At 34.7% G+C, this 20,473-nt stretch carries 20 protein-coding genes and 4 pseudogenes; 15 read left to right on the top strand and 9 right to left on the bottom strand.

The features are described from left to right. The first annotated feature begins 35 nt into the window (after positions 1–35). On the top strand, positions 36–1,682 hold the full coding sequence (gene groL / locus LD272_RS05100; protein WP_226035508.1) for a chaperonin GroEL: 1,647 nt from the start codon (positions 36–38) through the stop codon (positions 1,680–1,682). Between the two features lie 22 nt (positions 1,683–1,704). Here the strand turns inward: groL and LD272_RS05095 are convergent, their stop codons facing one another. The 4 genes and pseudogenes from LD272_RS05095 to LD272_RS05080 all read right to left on the bottom strand — a co-directional run bounded on the left by LD272_RS05095 (position 1,705) and on the right by LD272_RS05080 (position 4,545). Beyond that, on the bottom strand, positions 1,705–2,016 hold the full coding sequence (locus LD272_RS05095; RefSeq protein WP_226035507.1) for a hypothetical protein: 312 nt from the start codon (positions 2,014–2,016) through the stop codon (positions 1,705–1,707). A 121-nt stretch (positions 2,017–2,137) separates the two neighbouring features. After that, positions 2,138–3,577, bottom strand: a complete 1,440-nt coding sequence (locus LD272_RS05090; protein ID WP_226035506.1) for an SNIPE associated domain-containing protein — start codon at positions 3,575–3,577, stop codon at positions 2,138–2,140. Between the two features lie 78 nt (positions 3,578–3,655). Further along, a pseudogene (locus LD272_RS21735) lies at positions 3,656–4,028 on the bottom strand (ImmA/IrrE family metallo-endopeptidase). 82 nt (positions 4,029–4,110) lie between these two features. After that, positions 4,111–4,545, bottom strand: a pseudogene (locus LD272_RS05080) (helix-turn-helix domain-containing protein). A gap of 164 nt (positions 4,546–4,709) precedes the next feature. Between LD272_RS05080 and LD272_RS05075 the strand changes: the two are divergent. Further along, a complete protein-coding gene (locus tag LD272_RS05075) occupies positions 4,710–4,880 on the top strand; it encodes an XRE family transcriptional regulator (RefSeq protein WP_369413932.1) in 171 nt (56 codons plus the stop codon). 80 nt (positions 4,881–4,960) lie between these two features. Further along, on the top strand, positions 4,961–5,092 hold the full coding sequence (locus LD272_RS21380; protein WP_255639644.1) for a hypothetical protein: 132 nt from the start codon (positions 4,961–4,963) through the stop codon (positions 5,090–5,092). Between the two features lie 165 nt (positions 5,093–5,257). Here the strand turns inward: LD272_RS21380 and LD272_RS05070 are convergent, their stop codons facing one another. Then, positions 5,258–5,422, bottom strand: a complete 165-nt coding sequence (locus tag LD272_RS05070) for a YjzC family protein (RefSeq protein ID WP_226035505.1) — start codon at positions 5,420–5,422, stop codon at positions 5,258–5,260. Between the two features lie 97 nt (positions 5,423–5,519). On the opposite strand from LD272_RS05070, the pseudogene LD272_RS05065 reads away from it, so the two are divergent. From LD272_RS05065 to LD272_RS05045, 5 genes and pseudogenes are all read left to right on the top strand, one after another. Then, positions 5,520–5,759, top strand: a pseudogene (locus tag LD272_RS05065) (BRO-N domain-containing protein); the annotation flags it as partial. Between the two features lie 138 nt (positions 5,760–5,897). Continuing rightward, a complete protein-coding gene (locus tag LD272_RS05060) occupies positions 5,898–6,158 on the top strand; it encodes a hypothetical protein (protein WP_226035504.1) in 261 nt (86 codons plus the stop codon). A 111-nt stretch (positions 6,159–6,269) separates the two neighbouring features. Further along, positions 6,270–6,554, top strand: coding sequence for a hypothetical protein (locus LD272_RS05055; protein ID WP_226035503.1), 285 nt, complete (start codon positions 6,270–6,272; stop codon positions 6,552–6,554). A gap of 49 nt (positions 6,555–6,603) precedes the next feature. Beyond that, the gene (locus tag LD272_RS05050; RefSeq protein WP_226035502.1) at positions 6,604–6,825 is read left to right on the top strand and encodes a hypothetical protein; all 222 of its coding nucleotides are present in this window, start codon (positions 6,604–6,606) and stop codon (positions 6,823–6,825) included. 62 nt (positions 6,826–6,887) lie between these two features. Then, positions 6,888–7,250: a DUF2513 domain-containing protein gene (locus LD272_RS05045; protein WP_226035501.1), complete on the top strand. Its 363-nt coding sequence runs from the start codon at positions 6,888–6,890 to the stop codon at positions 7,248–7,250. A gap of 591 nt (positions 7,251–7,841) precedes the next feature. On the opposite strand, the gene LD272_RS05040 is transcribed toward LD272_RS05045, so the two are convergent. Then, positions 7,842–9,242, bottom strand: a complete 1,401-nt coding sequence (locus LD272_RS05040; RefSeq protein WP_226035500.1) for an alpha/beta fold hydrolase — start codon at positions 9,240–9,242, stop codon at positions 7,842–7,844. A gap of 414 nt (positions 9,243–9,656) precedes the next feature. Here LD272_RS05040 and LD272_RS05035 point away from each other — a divergent pair, with 414 nt between their 5' ends. Further along, a complete protein-coding gene (locus LD272_RS05035) occupies positions 9,657–12,167 on the top strand; it encodes a FecR family protein (RefSeq protein ID WP_226035499.1) in 2,511 nt (836 codons plus the stop codon). Positions 12,168–12,710: 543 nt separating this feature from the next. After that, positions 12,711–12,818 (top strand): annotated as a pseudogene (locus tag LD272_RS21585) (zinc ribbon domain-containing protein); the annotation flags it as partial. 258 nt (positions 12,819–13,076) lie between these two features. Here the strand turns inward: LD272_RS21585 and LD272_RS05025 are convergent. The 3 genes from LD272_RS05025 to LD272_RS05015 form a co-directional block, all read right to left on the bottom strand. Next, positions 13,077–14,588 carry a phytoene desaturase family protein gene (locus LD272_RS05025; protein ID WP_226035498.1) on the bottom strand — a complete coding sequence of 504 codons (1,512 nt, stop codon included), beginning with the start codon at positions 14,586–14,588 and terminating at the stop codon, positions 13,077–13,079. A 211-nt stretch (positions 14,589–14,799) separates the two neighbouring features. Further along, positions 14,800–14,931 carry a TetR-like C-terminal domain-containing protein gene (locus tag LD272_RS21775; RefSeq protein ID WP_226035497.1) on the bottom strand — a complete coding sequence of 44 codons (132 nt, stop codon included), beginning with the start codon at positions 14,929–14,931 and terminating at the stop codon, positions 14,800–14,802. Positions 14,932–14,977: 46 nt separating this feature from the next. Then, positions 14,978–15,172, bottom strand: coding sequence for a hypothetical protein (locus tag LD272_RS05015; protein WP_226035496.1), 195 nt, complete (start codon positions 15,170–15,172; stop codon positions 14,978–14,980). A gap of 946 nt (positions 15,173–16,118) precedes the next feature. On the opposite strand from LD272_RS05015, the gene LD272_RS05010 reads away from it, so the two are divergent. The 5 genes from LD272_RS05010 (at position 16,119) to LD272_RS04990 (ending at position 20,465) form a co-directional block, all read left to right on the top strand. Beyond that, positions 16,119–16,295, top strand: a complete 177-nt coding sequence (locus LD272_RS05010; RefSeq protein WP_226035495.1) for a Fic family protein — start codon at positions 16,119–16,121, stop codon at positions 16,293–16,295. Positions 16,296–16,473: 178 nt separating this feature from the next. Continuing rightward, positions 16,474–17,463, top strand: a complete 990-nt coding sequence (locus LD272_RS05005) for a LacI family DNA-binding transcriptional regulator (protein WP_226035494.1) — start codon at positions 16,474–16,476, stop codon at positions 17,461–17,463. Positions 17,464–17,601: 138 nt separating this feature from the next. Continuing rightward, complete coding sequence (locus LD272_RS05000; protein WP_255639642.1) at positions 17,602–18,537, top strand: alpha/beta hydrolase; 936 nt, start codon at positions 17,602–17,604, stop codon at positions 18,535–18,537. Between the two features lie 33 nt (positions 18,538–18,570). Further along, the gene (locus LD272_RS04995; protein WP_226035493.1) at positions 18,571–19,383 is read left to right on the top strand and encodes an alpha/beta hydrolase; all 813 of its coding nucleotides are present in this window, start codon (positions 18,571–18,573) and stop codon (positions 19,381–19,383) included. A 125-nt stretch (positions 19,384–19,508) separates the two neighbouring features. Beyond that, complete coding sequence (locus LD272_RS04990; RefSeq protein ID WP_226035492.1) at positions 19,509–20,465, top strand: carbohydrate kinase family protein; 957 nt, start codon at positions 19,509–19,511, stop codon at positions 20,463–20,465. Positions 20,466–20,473: the final 8 nt, after the last annotated feature.

The following is a 20,473-nucleotide window of genomic DNA, read 5'->3' as shown; positions in this document are numbered from 1 at the left end:
TATATCATAATTATAAGAATTAGGGAGGCTTTCAAATGGCTAAAGAACTTAAATTTAGTGAAGACGCTCGTCGCGCAATGCTACGTGGTGTTGATACACTAGCAAACGCTGTTAAAGTAACACTAGGTCCAAAAGGTCGTAATGTAGTACTAGACAAGAAGTATGGTTCACCACTTATTACAAATGATGGTGTTACGATTGCGAAAGAAATCGAACTAGAAGATGCTTTTGAAAATATGGGTGCTCAGCTTGTTTCTGAAGTTGCCTCACAAACAAATGATGTTGCTGGTGACGGTACAACTACAGCAACAGTATTAGCTCAAGCAATGATTCAAGAAGGACTTAAAAACGTTGCTTCTGGTGCAAATCCAGTAGGTGTACGTCGTGGTATTGAGAAAGCTGTTAAATTGGCTACAGATGAATTAAAGAGCATTTCAAATCCAATTGAAAGCAAAGAATCTATTGCACAAGTTGCAGCAATTTCATCTGGAGATGAAGAAGTAGGGCAACTAATTGCTGAAGCAATGGAACGTGTTGGTAACGATGGTGTTATCACTATTGAAGAATCAAAAGGATTCAATACTGAGTTAGAAGTTGTAGAAGGTATGCAGTTTGATCGTGGGTATGCTTCCCCTTACATGGTTACTGACCAAGATAAAATGGAAGCAGAACTAGAAGATCCGTACATTCTAATCACAGATAAAAAAATTGCTAACATTCAAGAAGTACTTCCTGTACTTGAGCAAGTTGTACAGCAAGGTAAACCACTTCTAATGATTGCTGAGGATGTTGAAGGTGAAGCATTAGCAACACTAGTTGTCAATAAGCTTCGTGGTACATTCAACGCTGTTGCAGTTAAAGCTCCTGGCTTTGGTGACCGTCGTAAAGCAATGCTAGAAGATATTGCTATGCTAACTGGTGCAGAGGTAATTACCGAAGATCTTGGTTTAGACCTTAAAAACACTGGATTAGAGCAATTAGGACGTGCTTCTAAAGTTGTAGTAACTAAAGAGCACACAACAATTGTTGAAGGTTCTGGAAATCCTGAACAAATTTCTTCTCGTGTTGCTCAAATTCGCGCACAAGCAGAAGAATCTACTTCAGAGTTTGATAAAGAAAAGCTACAAGAGCGCTTAGCAAAACTTTCTGGTGGAGTTGCAGTAATCAAAGTTGGAGCTGCTACAGAAACAGAATTAAAAGAGCGTAAACTTCGTATTGAAGATGCACTGAACTCAACACGTGCAGCTGTAGAAGAAGGTATTGTTGCTGGTGGTGGTACTGCACTAGTTAACGTCTATACAAAAGTGAAAGAATTAGGATTAGACCTAGATGGCGATGAAGCAACAGGTGCAAACATTGTTCTTCGTGCATTAGAAGAACCAGTTCGTCAAATTGCACACAACGCTGGACTAGAAGGTTCTATTATTGTAGAACGCCTAAAAGGTGAAAAAGTTGGTGTTGGTTTCAACGCTGCTACTGGCGAATGGGTAAACATGGTTGAAGCTGGTATCGTTGATCCTACCAAAGTAACTCGTTCTGCATTACAAAACGCAGCATCTGTTGCGGCAATGTTCTTAACAACAGAAGCTGTTGTAGCTGACAAACCAGAAGAAAACGCTGGTGGCGCTGGCGGCGGTATGCCAGACATGGGCGGCATGGGTGGAATGGGCGGCATGATGTAGAAAACCCCTGACAAACATTGATTTAACAACGTTTATGGAGGTTATATGCGCTTAATTCACCAAAAAAGCAACGAAAAAATAACATTTTTATAGATTTATTTCTGAAAGAGCGTTTTCGTAAAGGTTTCTGACTTTTACGGAAGCGTCTTTTTTCATCTTCTTCGTAACGTGTGTATAAATTTTCGACTTGCTCGACACGTCTCTTTGCTTCCCCTTTAGATTTACCCCTGCGAACAATCTGCTTTCTTTTTCCTGTTACTGGGTCAGCAGGTCCATCTTCTATACAAACCCATCTAACTGCTCCTGCTTTAGTTTTTGTCGTATAGCAATGCACTACATAGCCCCATTATTGATAAGCCTTCTTTAAATACACACCAGATAAGAATGTATGTTCTGTTTATTTATAAAAAAAAGCCCAAAAACCTGGGGCAATATAAACTTTCACAATTAGCTTTTTAAGCTATAACTTCTTCTGTTTTATCTTCGGATTTTTTTCTTATCTGTTCACTTTTGCGCCAATCCTCAGCTTCTGCAAGTTTAGTAAACTCGACTACTTTATTATGCTTAGCCTTTACAGTTTCTTCAATTTCTTTAAGACTAACTTTAAAAAATTCTTTACGTAAATTTACTAAATTCATCCTCTTATCATTAAATTCGTGATGCAACGTATTTTCTAATGTCGGTGCATCGTTAGAAAAAATCATTCCATGAATGTCATAAGTAAATGGGACTGACGCATCACCTAATTCTTTAACACGTTCGTTAGGCTCCAATCTTCTAGTCATTCCAATTTTATATATGTTTTCTCCGAACGACCCAATATTGGAAATAATATATACATATCCAGCTCTTGCGTTTTGTTCTCTAAAATCAACAGATTCTTTTTCTTTGTTCAATTCTTCCATTCTTTCCATAACTTCCTTTATTTTATCTTCTAGATCTTTTTTCATTTCATCGCTAGCATTTTCTAACTGGTCTTGATATTTTTCAAGAGCTTGTTTGTGATGTTCTTCATCCTTTTCTAACTTCTTCCGTTGCTTTTCTATCTCCTGCTGTACTTTCTTTTCTTCTCTCATTTGTTCGCGGATCTGTCGTTGTTCTTCTTTTTCCTCCTCTTTTTTCTGAGCGTATTCAAATGCTAAATAGAGCTCATCTATTTTTAGAGAAAGGTATTCTGTCTTAATCTCAATCCGATTATTTTTGTTGGTTTTATTCAATTGGTCGAAAGCTTTTTTCACTCTCTTTTCCATTGCATTTATGTTGTTGAACTTAACATTAGATATAGCTGCATCACATTCGTTATTGAAGGAACGTAGTGTTAATTTAATGTTATTGTTATTCATGACTTTTCCTTTTTGTTTGCTTCCTTCTAAAATCCATTCGTCCAAATGATCTGTAGCAGTTTTGTTTTTCACCATTTCTTTTTGCTTATCTCGTATTTCATCAAGCTTTTCTTTATATTGTTCTGAGTTTTCTAATTCATATTTAGGGTCGTAAAAACCAAAAGATTGATATAGCAGTTCGTCATCAATTACTATAATTTCCTCTTGCTTTTGCTGTTTTTCAGCTTGAAGTTCCTCTATGGTTACTTCGAAGTTATTAACCTGCTTTTCCATATCCTTTGTTGCTTTTTTTGCTTCTTCTTGGAGTTTACTTATTTCTTTTTCAATACTTTCTTTATGCTTTAGGGTCTCTTTTTGTATTTTTTCTTTCTCCTCTTTGACGTCTACTATTTCGTTAAAACCACTTTCTTCCCAATACCTTTGTAGTTTCTTTTCCTCAATAATCCTAAAAATTAATAAAATAACACCAATTATAAACGGAATAATAAGAATTGAAAGTGTAAACCAAATACTAATGAACCATACGGATAAATACCATTTGAATTTTTTCATGTAAACCTCCCGTGTTTTTCTATAAATAAATAACCTAAATCAAGTGTGTACTCAAGGTGAAGACATTAAATGGTAGTATTATTTTAAATGTCTAACCTCTTCTGGGATGCCATTGGGTGAAGCTACTTCTTGAATTGTAACTCCAGTGTTTTGATATTGATGAATTGTTTTATCAGGAAGTAATAGTTCTACAGCGAATGTATTCGCTTCAACCTCAATTCTATCTATAGAAAAATATGTATGCCTTCTCAGAAAAGGCGTATTTGCCTTTGGGTGCAATGCAGCCCATGACATAATTCGTGAGAGCATACAAAAACCTGTCTTTCTGTATTTAAGTTAGTATTATAAAATATATATTTGTTCCGTCTGTTGTTTTTATAAAAACCTTGTATATCTTCATGTAAGTTCCAAGGGACTAAATGAATATTCATTAAAGAATCATTAAAGAAATGAGTTCATAAGGGTCATTGGTTTGGTATTTGTTTTTTAACTCCTACATGGTAGTTTTAATCCACTCCAAGAAATCACCCCATTTAGTTATCTTCTCTGTATTTTTTAGGAATGTATTTTTTGTTGATTCTCTTTGTTTGACGTTCTGCATATTCAATTGCTTCTAAAAGAGATTCAATCGCCTCTTCACTCATTGGTTCTCCAGAGAAACTAAGACCGTCTCAATTTTGTAGATCTTCTTTCATTTTCCCAATACGTTTCGATATGTCTTTTTCATCTTTTTCTGTTAATTCTTTTTTCGATGACTTAGGTCCAGGATCATCCGTTCTACTTAAAAGATAATCAGCAGTTACTTCAAGGACATCTGCAAATTTATATAGTTCATGGTCCTTGATCGGTCGGTCGCCTAATTCAATTCTATTCATTACACTAGGATTCAAATCAACCCGTCGTGATAGTTCTCTTTGACTCCACCCTTTTGTTTCTCGTAATTTAACAATTCTTTTTCCTATAGACATGGAAACTCACCACTTTCTATATTAGCAACACAATAGTATCACGTTTCCAAAATGGAAAAAATGGTTATTTCTAAAAAAGAAACGCTAACGTATTGATATTTATAAAATAACGATGTATTACAAAAATACAACGTTTCTAAAATAGAAATTAAAGGAGGTTGAAAATGCAAACTTTAAATTTAAATTACATCAAGAACAGGCGAATTGAATTAGGGATTACCTTACAAGAAATGGCGAGTTACCTAGGTTTAAAGAACGGTTCAACTTATATGAAATATGAAAATGGAACATTTCATTTAAAGCAGACCAGTTGCCTATTTTGGCAAAAACATTAAATTACAAGATTTTAGATTTTTTTAACAAATACGTTGCTAAAACCGCAACGAAGGAGGCGATCTAAATAGAAACTGCTGAATTGTTAGAACGCTCAATCTCAACAATTGAAGTGTTACGAATTGCTAACGATTTAGAAACAGATTCCAACTACACCAAAGAAGATGCAGCTCAAGATCTACTAAAGCTACTTGAAATTCAAACTTATATCTAAGGAGGTAATCAAATGTTTCATCACTACATCACAAAATACGAAGAAAACGGAATTTAATATGCAGAAGCGTGGTTCCAACTAAAATTCCTTTGGTTTAATTGGTGTTTTTTAAAAAAGAAAATTGAGTTATAGAAGCCATTGCGTTAACAATGGCTACTTGAAAAATCACTTCTTTTTCCAATTACGACCTTTTTCTTGAGTGGGCGGTAATCGATCACCGCGGTCTATCTTTACCTCTCTAGCTTTAGGAACTTCACCGCCGCGAGGACCAACTTCTACGTATTTTCCAGGTGGTTGGTTATCTGTACCAGGTTTTTTATAGTCAGACACTAGCTTCACCCCCTTTCATGTATATATCATTCGACAGAAAGGGAAAAATTTCCTATAAGGAGGAGAAACAAATGAATCAACTAACAAAAATGTTTGCGATGTTTTAGCTCTTTCTTCAAGTGCTGTTTCACAACGTTTAGATGATGACGAAAAAACTACTTTGCGTTTAACGCAAGGTGAAACGAATCGAACCTCAAATGTTGTATTTGTAAATGAACCTGGTCTTTACTCATTAATTCTTGGGAGCAGAAAACCAGAAGCGAAACAATTTAAAAGATGGGTGACTCATGAAGTACTTCCTTCTATTAGAAAAACAGGTTCTTATCAGGTCGAATAACCTAAATCACAATTAGAAATACTACAAGGAACCATTAATCAATTGGTCCAACAAGATAAGTGAGTATCTCAACTGGAAGGCGAAGTTAGCAACATATCAAACATTGTTTCATTAAATAACGTCGATTGGCGAGGAAAAGTGACTGTTATCCTAAAAAAGATTGTTAGGAATTGGACAGGTGTTGAGCCATATCGAAGTGTTATCAACCTATCGTATGAACGTTTTGAAAAGCGCGCAGGTTGCAGGTTGGAAATCAGACTAAACAACCGTAAAGAACGAGTGATAGCGCAAGGCATGTCCAAATCATATGTTCAAAAAATAAATAAGCTAGATGTCATCGCTGAAGAAAAACGTCTAGTTGAAATTTACATCCAAGTTATTAAAGAAATGGCAATTTAATTCAAAGTAAACATTAACAATTTTAAATTTGATGAGGTGGTCTAATAGAGCACTTATCTAGAGAGAGTTAGTAATTAAGAACGAAGTTCTATTGCTGGATATAGTCTAAATATGTTAGATAGTAGGGACACCCTTTCTGGTGTCTCTTTATGTAGTATAATGTCTTCATGGAAAGTTGGTGAAGATATGGATATAGTTACTAAATCAGTACAAGACTCAATGAATGGGCTAGCCTTAAAAATTGTATTGTTAGGATTATACATGTTTATCGCATCATTATTAGTTGCTATTATATTCCGATTTATTCCTATTCCCTCAAAATTGAAACAATTTATTATAGCTATAAGTTCCTTAATTGGTGCTTATATTTGGTACCAAACTGTTTTAATAAGTTAACAGGAAATTACTTCCTTTTTGTCGAAATAGTTTGATAGGAGGGATTATTGTGAATTTAGAATTAATAGATAGTAGTTCAACACCTCATCCAGGTTATGGCGCAGGAAGTGGTCGAATAATCAGAGAAGAATTTAAATGTCCTTGTGGAAAGGGTGTCGTTATATACGAAAAAGACGATATCCCTGGCTTTAGAGAATCAGATGTTAGTTGTGACTGTAAAGATTGTGATGAAAAGTATAAAATTATTAGGGGCATGGCTTCTGAAAAATAGTTTAAATACACAAGGAAAACCCATACTTTTTGTTGGAATTGGTGAGAAGGGAGGTTATGTGATTGGAAAGAGATATGGAATTAGTCAGGGAATTGTTGTTGTTAATAGAAAGTACTAATGATAGACAAGAACTTGTAATACCGGAGGATTGGAATAGGGAAGTAGTCGCTTACCACCTGAAAATATTAGATCAAGCTGAATATGTTGATAACAATACTAAGTGGGCAGATAATTCTCCGATGTGGTTAATGGCTTCGTTAACATGGGACGGTCATGAGTTTTTAGATTCAATTAAGGATAATAGTATATGGCAAAAAACGAAGGCAGGTATTAAAGCTAAAGGTCTTGAAATTGGCTCTGTACCACTAGACGTAATCAAAGAATACGCTAAATTACAACTTAAAAGTGTATTTGGAATAGAGTAAGCACCTATTGAGGTGCTTTTTCTTAGCTTAGGAAATTATAAAATTGGTTTCGTGTGGATAATTTTTTGACAATGTTAGCCGCGTCCAGATCCGGCGCCTACCACCTCGAGGTCTTAAATCAATCCTCTCTGTGGCAAAGAACGTCACGCCGAGGCTTGTCTTAAGCTTGTCGGTGGTGAGCAAGGCGCCTGTGCTTTTGTTCTATGTATTACTAGCGAGCTGTTAATTATTGAAAGTCCCATCAGATGAGTACAAGATTTACTCAACTTCTTTCTTTTCTTGGCTTTAGAGGTTCACAACCTGGAAAGTCTATGAAGCTAACAACAATATTTGCTCTATTATATCTATACTTGTTTTTATTTACTTAAATACGTTCAGAACAATTTTTTAGAAGGTTATTTAATTTTAACGTATCAATAGTTACTTCAAATCCTCTATCAAATAAGGCAAAAAAACAAAGCTTTGTTCCATCCCAAAACTCAAAAACAATGGCTTTATCATAATAAAATGACTCATCTTTATTTTGAAATTTTATGGAGTAAATAAAAACGATTATATTTTAGAATCAATATGCAAATATGAAGATGATTCTCAAAATAATTGCATTTCCATCCATTCACTCAAGTGACTTAACTGCGCATCGATTTGATGACGCAACGACACTGCCCAATCATCGTAGTTGTCTACTAATATGGTTTCGGGAATAGAGGGTGGTAACTGCTTGCACAACTTGTATCGAATCGTCGGGTCTTTTTCGAGACATGCTTGACGGACAATGGCAACAAAGTCGACTAAATCACATTTGATTTTATATTGGATTGAAACGGTTCCTTGTTGAGACAATAATCCATTCATAGATTCGATAGGATGCCGTAGCAATTTTGCCAAATAATGAAGACATACCTTCAAATTTGCTTTTGCTTTGTCCTGAGTAAGGTGGGGAAAAAGCTCTTCACACAATATATCGCGTGTCGTTACCGGGTGAAAGGCTAAATAAGTAAGTAGTCTCTTGGCGTGGCGCTGATTCCAACCGGATTCAATTGGAATTGAATCAATACTGACACTGAATTTGTGTAATAGATGAATGTCAAGAATGGGAACTCTTCGCGATTCTATTTGCTCTTCTGGCTGAAATACCATTTGTATAAACTGTTGTGAGTCTTTTCGGGAGAAATTATCAACACTTATCCGTGTTGCAAATAACCTGATCCATTCCGCCACTAGTTCAGGTTGCTCTATAAATAGAAGAAACGATGCATTGGGCACGGTTATAAGCGTGCTGTTTTGCAATAGAAAAGAACTTGCATTAAGAAATGAATTCGGACTTGTCTTATTCAATTCGCCTGTTAATAGCAGGACCGGACACGATAGATCTGCAAGTTCTAGAAGCAGTGCTGAATTAGATGTTAGCTCAACCATGTTAGAAAAATGCCCTTCTGGGTAGCCGAGCAATACTTGGAAATAATGTCTAAGATCTAAATTATCCGGACCAAGTGTCGTATATCCTTTTAACAGTTCTTCATACTGCTGGAGAAAGTGGGGATGCCCCGCTTCCAGCGTTTCTTTCATATGTGGAAATACGTGTCGAGCTAAATAAGAGTGCGTATTATTTGTCGACATATACGGAAGTGACATGAGTGTAAGGGCTTTGACATAATCGGGATACGCGCGGGCGTACTTCACAGCTACATGTGTTCCATAACCAAATGCGACTATATGGACTTCTGTTAGCTCTAACCTTGTAATGAGTCTATTTAAATCCTCACACAAAACGTCCCATGTTATCGGCGCCTCTTCATAATGACTATGTCCATGCCCTCGAATATCGTACTGTACAATGGAGAAATCTGTAACAAGTAATTCAATAAAACGCCCCCAGCATGAGGAATCAAGTGCGAGTCCGTGAATGAGCAAAAGTACTTCCTTACTCCCACTCCTATTATCAATCCACTCGTAATGCATGTTATATCCATTTACTGGTTCTAAAGGCATGTTTTCTCCTCCTGTTTACATAGTCGTTCCATTCTATTTCGACAATAATGATTTACTATTTCGACAATAATACTTATTTTCCTTCTTTTTGTTACCGTTTTGTTACCCCTGATTAATTATAATGAACTAGCAGTAGGTAGAAGACTTTAAATACAATGAAACAGAAAGGAATGTAATAATACCATTGCTAGTTAGCTATCGTATTCAGTCTGGTACTGGTAGCGACACCGGTTTCTACTTTTCCCATGGTGAGATTAAGACGGGTAATATTTAACTGTAAGTCAAGGCTCGTATAGCCAACAGATAACGCAGATAAAAGCCATTCACAATGCCTAAAAGTAAATTAACTACTAGTAAAAATAGTCAATTTTTTTCATGGACAAATAGATTTTTTTATTTTATAAGGAGGCACGTATGAAAAAGTATATTTTAGTAGGTTCTTTCATTGTACTCATGATTACCATTGTAATGATATCAAATGGATTTTTTTCACCTAAAGAAGAGGCGAATGATTCAGTAGAAGATGTTGGAGAATTGGATAGTACTAGTGCAGAACAGTTAATTGAAAGTGAAGAAACTGAGTTGGATAGTAATGCGATCATTACATTAAATGTTATTAACGGGGAAGTCATTATTGTAAGAGATGAGCAAGAAACAATTGAAACAAATGAAATACAAATATATCCAGGCGATATAATCAAAACGAAAGAAGATTCTGTAGCTAAGGGTGAATTGAATTCACAAGATGTGTTTATGATTGGTGAGAATTCATCTATAGAAATGACTAAAATAATGGATGCCGAAAAAGGTGTTCATATTGAAATGAATCAACATTTCGGGTTGGTATATCATATGGGAGAACACGAAGCGTATTTTGTGAATATAAATGATTTTCAATATCATCCAATAGGTACACATTTTTTAATTTCTATAGATCAAGAAACAGGGGAGACTAGTCTATTTGTCGCTTCTGGCATCGTGAGGACATCTTCTATTCCAGAACCGGATAGATTTACAAACGTGTTACCATCCCAGCAATTGAGAGTACCTGCTGAAGACCGGAATGACACACATCCTGGGGCTATTTCAACAGGGGACCTTGTAATGGATTTGGATCATTCTATTTTAGCGAGTTTTATAGAGAATAAAACGAAAATTGATGAAGAGAATGAAAGATTATTGGAATTATTAAATAGTAACCAATCTCTTAGGGGAGAATATGGATTAACTACGGATGAAGATTTTGATAGCTTAAAAGAAAACACAAACATGCTGTATGAATATATTCTTAATCAATCTATTGAAAGAGGAAATATTACTCTAGAAGAAGTCCGATTATTAGTGGATCCTTATAATAGTATGGTTGAAGATGAGCGACATCGTATTGACATGAATAGAGATATTGCGCTGCATCAGTTAGTATTGGAAAATCAGCTAACTGATAGGCAACTGGAGGAAATGTTTGAAGAGGAAAGACTGAAAGAAAAGAAGAGACTACAAGAGCAACTCCAACAAAGAATAGAACAACAAAGGGAAGAAAATCGCTTAGCACAGGAACGAGCTGCTCAGGAGGCAGAGAAAAGATATTTTGAACAATTAAGCAATCAGGAACGAACCCAGGAGAGAGAAAGAGAGAGCCCATCACAACCTGAAATAGTTAGACCGATGCCACAATCACCACGACCTGAACTAGAGCGTCCTTCGAATCAACGAGAGGAAGAAGAGCGTCAGCGAGAAGAGGAAAAAGCTGGGTTAATACAGGAGATAGAGGATTACTTAGAAACATTGGCCTTCGATTCCCTTGATTTATCAGAAGGAGTAGAGAACATTGATTTAATTGATTTATATGCCATAGATGAGAGGATTGAAGCAACCGTTCAAGTGGACGATTTAAAGGTTGCAACTGTAAGTATAGAAGATTCACAATTACAAGTTACTCCTATTCGCCCTGGTGAAACTAAATTACTATTTAAAGTTAGACTAGAAAATGATGCGATAGTTAAAGCGTTTAATATCAAAGTTGTTATGAGTATTCCATCGGAAACTGCTGATGCAGTTGAGTTTATTGATACTAATCCTTTATATAATGAAATAGTTCCTGAAATAATGATTACAAAAGCAGAAGATGAAACTTATTTGACTAACTATGTGCTTTTCTGGGCAGATGAACAAAGGCAGAAACTTGGTGAATCAATCGCGATTCTTGAAAAGACTGGTAAAGACATTCATTATATTTTACCAGAGGGTATAGAAATACCTAATGAAGCAAAAGGGATTCTAGTTTTTTCTAAAAATAATTTTGGTTTATCTCATGTTTCCGTATATACTCCTATCGACGACTATCAGGCATATTCTATTCGTAGGAAATTGAATAATCGCCAAGTGATAGAGAATGACTATTTTGGTTTGGAGTTATCTGGCATTTTCATTGATCCATTCGGAGAAGAGGTCGACTTTTATGGTCAAATGTATCGCATTGAGGCAATAAGTAGTGGTGATTCAGTGAAAGTAGAGAATATGGATGATTGGATAAGGTTTGAGGGAGTTAATCCTGGTGAGGCTACCATCACATTGAATCTATACTATGCTGAAGAATTGTTAGCTTCTACGGCATTTAATGTTACAGTAAGGGAAATTATTTTACCGAAGTATGGACCTTCGTTTATAGAATATACTGTTGATAATGATGAAATTACGTTCAGAATTGGTAAAGCGGAAGATGAATCAGATATCTTTGGATACTTAGTATATTGGTCAAATATTGATAATGAGAGACTGGGGATATTTACTGGTTTCGGTGTGACGGGTTCCGATATGCAGTTCACCTTGTCACGTGATGCTATTTATGGAACAAGAATTCATGTGGTAACATATAACGATATGGGGGAATCTGAGGAGTTTGTTTCTGTCGATACATCATTCTAATATGTAACAATATCTAATTTTGCAATAGAGTGATATTAGTGTGAATAAAAATCATGAGGATATTAAATATAAGATATACAAGAGTGTTCCGTCTATTAGGCTCTCTATTCTTACATTTATTCAACAGTAACAATCGTAAGTTAAATAAGAAAGATAAATGTAAAAACTTGCTAACATAATGTAAGAGGCTTCTCATTAGTTGACATAACTTTTGAAAAGCCTCTTTTTAACTTACAGCAAATTGATATCAAGGGAAAATCAATTTGCTTCCTTGAACCTCTTTAAATCATTTTCCTATTCTGAAAATAACTTATGTAAACAAGTTATCTGGATTGTAAATATTTCCTTACTCTATGGTGAAATTAAATACATTATATTGTAATTTTTATGTGCAATTATTTAATTTATTGAAATAGAGTCTTAGATTATTAGTCAGAAAAATTCTTAAATGAAGCGAATATTGTAGAGTTAGTGATCAATCGTTCTCCTAGCATGCCAAAGGCATGTCTATTATGAAACAAGAAGAATTGTAATACATCGCAAACGTGTCCCGTTTGGGGGAAGAAAAAGAAATTTTCTTATAGAAATTACAAATGTTCGTGTAGGTACGAGTGTCAACGTGACATCCGCGGAGCTCGAAATATAGTATGAAGTATATCTATAAAGATATTTGTGACCTTGAAAATAATGTGAAATACATCACGTATCTACGTATTACCTAATGGCAAGAAGTAGTAGTTGATCTGTCACGACCCTTGCACCCTTGCATCGTTGGTGCGTGTTTCTTGTTGTATCCTTTTGTGTATTCTTCCGTACTTCACGTACGTATTGCTCGAGAAAACCTTGATCTGCGACGAAGAGATCAAAGGGTTTTGACGAGAAACCCCCACTTCAAATTTTTGGAGAAAATTAAGTGGAGGGTGTGTTCATAGAATCATCTTTCACTATTTCCTTAACGACAAGTTTACTTGAGAGCAAGACAAGAGAAACGCCGGGACCAGGATGGACAGAACTGCCAACAAAATAGAGATTCTTTACGTTATCTGACTTTAAGTGAGGTCGAAGGTAATTTGTTTGTGTTAGGTTCGGACTCAATCCAAAAGCGGTACCACCGTAAGAGTTGAATCTATTCTTTAGATCTTCAGGTGTTAAGTAGTTTTCATAACTTATATTTTCTTCGATATCACTTAAACCTGGGATGCTTTTTAAGGCTGATAAAGTAATGTTTCTCATAAATTGCACTGTATCTTTATTCCAAGTTATGTTTTTAAAAAATAAATTTGGAACCCTTACTACTATACTTATACAGTCACCATCATTTGCTATCATACTATCGTCTACTCTAGTTGGACAATAAACATAAAAAGAAGGATTTGTGGGCAGTTGTCCAGTGAAAGCTGCATCAATATTTTCTTTGAAATTACTATTTAAGTATAGGTTATGTACGGAAAGCAGAGGATATTTTTTCTTTAAACCTAAATAAATTATAAAGGTAGAACAGGTATAATTTAAATTTTCCAACTTACTCGTTGTATATTTACCCTTATGGCTATCATTTTTTAATAAAGTATCCATCGTATAAGGAAAGTCAGCATTGCTAATAATTTTATCAGCAAAAACAGCTTCCTTTTCTTTCGATTTTATACCAATTGCTTTGTTATCTGAAATGATAATTTCGTCTACAGTATAATTCGTTTCGATCGTTCCTCCTAGCTGATAAATAGCCTTTTCTAAAGCTTTAACATAGGAGTACATACCTCCCTTTAAATGCCATAGTCCATACAATTGAGATATTACAGGAACTAATGTATAGATGCTTGGTCCGTCGTAGGGAGATATTCCCACGTATAATGACTGATAGGATAAGAATTTTTGAAGCTTATCGTTCTTAATATATTTTGAAATTAATTGATGTGAGGTAGAAAATGCTTTTGTTTTTAGTGCACTTATTACAGATGATAGTTGCAAGAAATCAAGAGGGCTTTCAAACGATTGCTGTAAAAAGTGATTATTTGTAATAATATATCTCTCATACACCTCTGCTAAGAACTTCATGTATCCGATAGAATCCTCAATTGAAATAGATTCAAGAGTTTGTATTAATGATACTAAATCTCTAGAAAAATCATAAACAGTCCCATCAGGATAAAAACTGCGGTAAATTGGATCAATTAAAATAAAGTCTATGTAATCGTTATAATCTAAGCCAGCATCATCAAAAACTTCTTCATAGGTTTTTCGGTTCATTAAAATAGAAGCGGTTAGGTCAAAAGTAAAAGGATGTTGGAATAATTGGTTTGTTTTTCCTCCTATTGTTGTTTCCTTTTCATACACTTTCACATCATAGCCTTTGCTAAGTAATCGAACAGCTGTAGACAAACCACCTATGCCTGAACCTATAATTATTACTGACTTTTTCATGCCTTCACCCCACGTATAGTATGTTTGGATCCCCTAAGAAAGAGCATTAATTCTTTATGATTTTCTGCTATCATGTTTACAGTATTGAATAACCAGAGACGTTTCTGGATACTAGTGTTCGAATCATTTAGTAGTTCTTTTTGAAGCGTCACATTAGCGACTTGAACAAAGGTGATTCGTACATATTGTATTATTTCCCTTATAGGCTCTTTCATACATATTTTAACTTGGTATAAACGTCATCTAACCATTGCTCGACTAATCCTAAAAGAGCTGAGGTGGCAAATGATGACAAGTAATCTTGAGGAATAGTCAATCCTTTAAAAAATAATTCGTTGTTCATTGTTTTTTTAACAAAATGCGTGAGTCTTTTATGAAAGCGAAAGTCATTATTCTCCCCCTAAAAAAACATGAAAACGTTCTTCATTCATTAGAATATATTGGAATACCTCAACGGCAAATTGCCCTTTTTCTGCCTCTAACAACAAAACATCTGGCTTTAGATACTTTAATTGTTTTCCCAGTCCATTTAACAGGTTTTCCTCCATTTGGTTAAGAAAATTGAATTTGTCCTGGTAATGCAAATAAAAAGTACCCCTATTAATAGTTGAAACAGTTTGAATATCTCGAACGGAAATTTCATAAAATCCTTTTCCTTTGATACATTTAAAGACTCCGCTACTACACTAATAGAAAATGCTTCATAGCCATAAAACGTACACTACATAACCAAATGCACCTGAAATAGAATTGTGGGTTATTTTGTTTGTAATTTAGATGACTATTTATTACTTAAAGTTATATTGTACAAAATGCTAACATAGTGTTAATAAAAGAGGCTTCTCATTAGTTGATTAAACTTTTGAGAAGCCTTCTTTCATTTCTTTTGTTACATATGATGATATATATTCCATAATTCTAGATGTATTGATTAACGAGTGTTATTGATTACTAACCTATTATTAGTAACATATTTTTTCTGAATTTAATTATACTACGCAAAATTTTTCATTTATCGATAAACGAGAACAACTCAATCAAGATTAAAAGAGATTGATAGATCTAAATAATTTGATTAAATTTGGTTTAGAAGGTATATTCAGAGCGAAAATAGTATTCTCAATTTAAGTATATGTTTCAGAGAGAGGTGATGCCAATCGATCATTACCTAAATATACAGTAAAAAGCTTGCGTGAAAAGTATTCTCGAATGGATATATAATACAAATGCAATTAAAGGAAACAATTTAAGTATTAAGAAAACGAAGGTAGATCTATAAGTAATTACTGTTGGGGGGGAAACTCTAAGTGAACACTTGGAAGTCTTAATCATCGGGCTGCGATTCATTTTGTAGAGGAGATTGTAGAAAAGGGTGAACATTTGTCGTGGCAAATTAAAAATCCACATGAACTTGACCTAAAAGGAATTAATGAAGAATATGCAGGTATGTACCGGGATCATCAAGTTTTTACTTCTGGTAAAAACACAGCTTCCTTATAAAAGAAGAGATGGAGCAGTTGATGGCATGGTATGAACAAGGTGAAACGAAAAAAGCTGCATCCTGTTGCTCGTGGAGCTATGCTACAGGCTATTTTTGTTGGAATTCACCCATTTATTGATGAAAATGGTCGGACATCACGTCTAGTATTAAATTTAGAACTCATGAAAGATGGTTTCCCGCTCGTTATTAAAGTGGAAACCGAATAGCTTATTATGAAGCATTAGATAAAGCTCATACACAAAAAGAATATGATGACTTTATTAAGTTAGGCGCGAGCGAAGCAGAGGATTCATTAAACCTATATTTAAGTGCAATTAATAAAAATGCGTAGTAAAATAATATAGTACATATGTATATTAAAAATTTAGAGGTGGTGATTTGGTCATGACAAAAATAACTGATGTTGCACAAAAAGCAGGAGTTTCTGTTACAACAGTTTCTCGTGTTCTTAATAATAGAGGATATATTAGTGATGCTACACGAGATAAAGTTTATAAAGTAATGAAAGAAATAAATTATCAGCCTAATGAACTTGCACGGTCTTTGTTTAGAAGAAAATCTAATACTATCGGCCTTATAGTGCCCAATGTAGCTCACCCTTTTTTTAGTGAGTTAACCTATTACTTGGAACATTACGCATATAAAGAACAGTATAAATTATTATTATGTAATTCAAATCGCGATGTATCCAAAGAGAAAGAATATATAGAATTGTTAAAACAAAATCAGGTAGAGGGAATAATTATGGGTAGTCAAGTATTAGAAGTTGAAAACTACCTAAATTTAAATTTGCCTATCGTAGCTTTTGATCGAGCATTATCTAAAAATATACCTGTTGTTACCAGTGATAATTTTCTAGGTGGAAAACTTGCATCAAATCTATTAATAAAGAAAAAGTGTAAAGACTTAGCCTATGTATATGGTGGAATAGGAGGTCCTCATCATACAGCGTTATTAGCAACAGATAGGTACCAGGGATTTTTAGAAGGGATGAAAACAAGAAAGGATCAGTTATCATTACAAACCAAAGAAATGAATTCTTCTAAAACAGCTAACATGGTGGAGGAACTTGCTGGATTTTTAGAAATGAACCCTACTATTGATGGGGTCTTTGCGAGTAGTGACATCATAGCGTCAGCTATTATTCAAGCATGTCATCTTTTAAAGAAAGCAATACCTAATGATATAAAAATTATTGGGTATGATAATGTTGAGTTATCAACAATAGTAACACCACCTCTTACAACAATAAATCAACCTCTAGAAAAAATGAGTGAGCTTACCATTGACCTTCTAATTCGTCAAATAAAAGGTGAAAAAGTATCCTTTGATAACTCATTTCCGGTTTCAATAGTTGAGCGTGGCACAACATAGGCAGGAATATAAATGTTGATAGGGACATTTATGTTTTGTATGTTAACCGGTTGACATAAATGTAAGCACCGGTTAACATAAATGTAAGTTGTCTAACATACATTATAATTATCCATCTTGAGATTGCGGGGGATTAAGTTGAATTTTTTAGACAAGGTATTGGACGAGTTAAGGGAGCCGCTGAAATTGTTACCGATTGTAAAGTTACCAGAAGATCTTCAAACAGCAAGACAGACTCCTATTCCTCCTGATGGACAATCAGAAACAGTCCGAATAACAAATCGTTACATATCTGGTGGAGACGGTCAAGAAATGCTAATTAAGATATATGAACCGATACATAAAGATAACAAACCTTTACCCGCAGTACTTTGGAGTCATGGTGGAGGATATGTATTAGGTCATCCGAATAGTGATGACAGATTGTGTGAAAGCTTCGTGGAAAAAGGAAAATGTATTGTTGTGTCAGCAGATTATCGTCTGGCGCCTGAACATCCGTATCCAGCAGCAGTAGAGGATTGCTATTCAGCATTAAAATGGATGACAGATAATTATAAAATATTTAATATTGACTTAAAAAGAGTTGCCATCACTGGTGGAAGTGCAGGTGGAGGAATAACTGCATCACTTGCATTATTAGCTCGTGATCGCGGTGGTCCAAATATTTGTTTTCAAATGCCGTTATATCCAATGATAGATAATCGAAATATTACCTCATCCAGTCAAGAAATCACTGATAATCATGCAGTATGGTTTAAATCTAATAACATTGCTGCGTGGAAAATGTACCTAGGTGAAATTGAAAATGAAGATATTCCACAATATGCTGCTCCAACCAGAGCGGATAATTTAGAAGGTTTACCTCCAACGTATACATGTGTGGGACAATTAGATCCATTCCGTGATGAAACAATTGACTATGTTGCTCGTCTGGCAAGAGCTGGAGTAGAAGTTGAATTTAAGTTATACCCAGGGTGCTTTCATGCTTTTGAGCATATAGCACCAGATGCAGAAATTAGCAAGCAGGCTAAGGAAGAGTATATAAAAGCACTTGCAAAAGCATTTCAAACTTAATTACGTAATGATTAATAAGGAGTTGAGCGACTATTGATTCATGAAATACTGGATGTTCAAATAAATGGTTCAAATGCAAAATTGCATACGTATATTCTTAACAACTCAATAGAGATAGATGAAAATCGGATTCGACCAACAGTAATTATTTGTCCTGGTGGTGGATATGAATTCACTTCAGATCGTGAAGCTGAGCCAATTGCTATCCAGATGAATGCTTTAGGTTTTAATGCATGTATATTGCGATATAGCGTTTATCCAAAAACGTATCCAACTTCTCTTTTAGAACTTGCACAATCTGTAGCTATTGTTAGAGAAAACTCAGACAAGTGGCATGTCAATAAGGATAAGATTATCATTGCGGGATTTTCTGCAGGGGGCCATCTAGCGGCAAGTTTAGGCGTGTTTTGGAAAAAGGAATTTCTAGCAAAACAATTAAGGCTATCACATGAAAATATTAAGCCGAATGGTTTGTTATTAAGTTATCCAGTTATAACGTCTGGTGAATACGGACACAAGGAATCTTTTAAGGCGTTATTGGATGAGAGTTATGAAAAGTCTCTACATGAACTATCTTTAGAGAATATGGTAACGAAGGACACACCTCCAACTTTTCTATGGCATACTGGTACTGATGAGGCAGTTCCTGTTGAGAACAGTATATTGTTTGCTAATGCACTTCTTAAAAATAAGATATCAATCGAAATGCATATATATCCAGAAGGCGTACATGGGTTAGCTTTAGGAACTGAAGAAACAAAATCCAAACACCATAGTGAAACGGTACTACATGAAGTTAGCAATTGGATTGAAATGGCAGGAAGATGGATACGACATCTAAGATAATATATTTTATAAATGATATTAATGATCCCGTTATGCCCCATTGCTATTATTATACTTACAGTGATTTTAGCTCGGTAGGAAGGTTATAGTGGTGTATGGGATTTAAAGAATGGGGGAGATAGATAGTGCTGGATTTTGATAATAGAATACAATTTCAAAATAAAAAAAATGATGTTTTAGCTATAGGAGAAATTCTAGTGGATATGATCTCAACGGATTATGATAATAACTTTGAATGTGACACCTATCAAAGATATTTTGGAGGCTCTCCTGCTAATATTGCAATAAATGTTAAAAAATTAGGTATTAATTCAGCCATTTCTTCTGCAGTCGGAAGGGATGGATTTGGAAGATTCTTAATCAATAACTTAAATGAAAATGAGGTTAATACCGAAAGTGTACAGAATGTAGATTATGCAACTAGTCTTGTTATGCTGACAAAAAGCAAGTCGACGCCTACTCCAATTTTTTATAGAAGTGCTGATTACCATTTAGATTATACAAAAGACCTTGAAGAAATATTACTTGATTCAAAGTTGATTCACTTTTCCTGTTGGCCGATTTCAAAGGAACCTGCGAGATATACAATCGAAAAAGTAATTGAAGTCGCAAAAAAAAATCAAATTTTAGTTGGTTTTGATCCAAATTATCATCCTATGATTTGGGAAAAAGGTGAAAATGGCGTCAATTATGTCAAATCCATTGTAAGTAAGGTAGATATTATTAAGCCATCTGAAGATGATGCAGAAAGATTATTTGGTATTGATACTCCGGAAAACCAATTGGAAAAATTTCTTGATCTTGGTGCGAAACTAGTGATTCTTACATTAGGAAAGCACGGCGGGATTATTTCAAATGGTAAAGAGACAATCAGAATGAATACTTTAGCTACAGATGTTGTTGATACAACAGGAGCAGGGGATGCGTTTTGGTCTGGGTTTTATTCTGCTTTAATAAAAGGGTATACAATTCGACAATCACTATCTTTGGGTTTTGGAGTAAGCGCTTTTAAATTGAAGTACACAGGTGCTGTTATCTGTTTACCGGTAATAGAAAAAATAAAAGAAGCTTATAAATTGTAGGAGGGTTG

This window comes from Aquibacillus saliphilus (assembly GCF_020404745.1).
In the GTDB taxonomy this organism is placed as follows: domain Bacteria; phylum Bacillota; class Bacilli; order Bacillales; family Amphibacillaceae; genus Aquibacillus; species Aquibacillus saliphilus.
This window is presented reverse-complemented; position numbering and strand designations above follow the sequence as displayed.

Excerpts from the sequence above, each read along its gene's own strand:
- LD272_RS05005 (WP_226035494.1), top strand. The coding sequence starts at position 16,474 with ATGACAAAAATAACTGATGTTGCACAAAAAGCAGGAGTTTCTGTTACA.
- LD272_RS21775 (WP_226035497.1), bottom strand. The coding sequence starts at position 14,931 with ATGAACAACGAATTATTTTTTAAAGGATTGACTATTCCTCAAGATTAC.
- LD272_RS05055 (WP_226035503.1), top strand. The coding sequence starts at position 6,270 with ATGTTAGATAGTAGGGACACCCTTTCTGGTGTCTCTTTATGTAGTATA.
- LD272_RS05010 (WP_226035495.1), top strand. The coding sequence starts at position 16,119 with ATGAACAAGGTGAAACGAAAAAAGCTGCATCCTGTTGCTCGTGGAGCT.
- LD272_RS05025 (WP_226035498.1), bottom strand. The coding sequence starts at position 14,588 with ATGAAAAAGTCAGTAATAATTATAGGTTCAGGCATAGGTGGTTTGTCT.
- LD272_RS05035 (WP_226035499.1), top strand. The coding sequence starts at position 9,657 with ATGAAAAAGTATATTTTAGTAGGTTCTTTCATTGTACTCATGATTACC.
- LD272_RS05090 (WP_226035506.1), bottom strand. The coding sequence starts at position 3,577 with ATGAAAAAATTCAAATGGTATTTATCCGTATGGTTCATTAGTATTTGG.
- LD272_RS05040 (WP_226035500.1), bottom strand. The coding sequence starts at position 9,242 with ATGCCTTTAGAACCAGTAAATGGATATAACATGCATTACGAGTGGATT.
- groL (WP_226035508.1), top strand. The coding sequence starts at position 36 with ATGGCTAAAGAACTTAAATTTAGTGAAGACGCTCGTCGCGCAATGCTA.
- LD272_RS05075 (WP_369413932.1), top strand. The coding sequence starts at position 4,710 with ATGCAAACTTTAAATTTAAATTACATCAAGAACAGGCGAATTGAATTA.